Source organism: Candidatus Thiosymbion oneisti (genome assembly GCF_004359955.1).
Lineage (GTDB): Bacteria > Pseudomonadota > Gammaproteobacteria > Chromatiales > Chromatiaceae > Thiosymbion > Thiosymbion oneisti.
This window is the reverse complement of sequence record NZ_SMSC01000151.1, coordinates 1-448: the sequence shown is the minus strand read 5'-3', so window position 1 is coordinate 448 and position 448 is coordinate 1. Positions and strand designations below refer to the sequence as shown.

The window sequence follows — 448 nt, the reverse complement described above, 5'->3', positions numbered from 1 at the left end:
CGTTTACCGACCGCTTCTGCGCCACCGGCCAACGCCAACCCACCGGCGCCCATGCCTTCGATCGGGTGTGTGCCGACAACCAGATCGAGCATCGCCTGATCAAGCCCAGAACCCCGCAGACCAATGGCATGATCGAGCGCTTCAACGGCCGTATCGCCGATGTCGTGCGCACCCACCGCTTCGACTCCTCAGCTTCCCTGGAGGCAACCCTTATACGCTTCGTTTACCTGTATAATTACCACATCCCACAGAAAAACCTGCTCCACAAAACCCCTCTCCAAACGCTCCAACAATGGTACGCACAACACCCCCACCTGTTTAATAAAATTCCACGTAATCATCCGGGACCCGACACCTATCTTCTTGTTACCATTCATCTTTATACGCGCTCGCCCTGCGAGCGGTGTTTGTAGCCAAACAAGCGGCGTGATAAGGTTTGAGTGGGTGG

Annotated in this window: 1 protein-coding gene; it reads left to right on the top strand. The window is 55.6% G+C overall.

Annotated elements, in window-relative coordinates:
* A partial coding sequence (locus E1958_RS19835) for an integrase core domain-containing protein (RefSeq protein WP_166664723.1) occupies window positions 1-413 on the top strand: 413 nt, incomplete at its 5' end.
* Window positions 414-448: the final 35 nt, after the last annotated feature.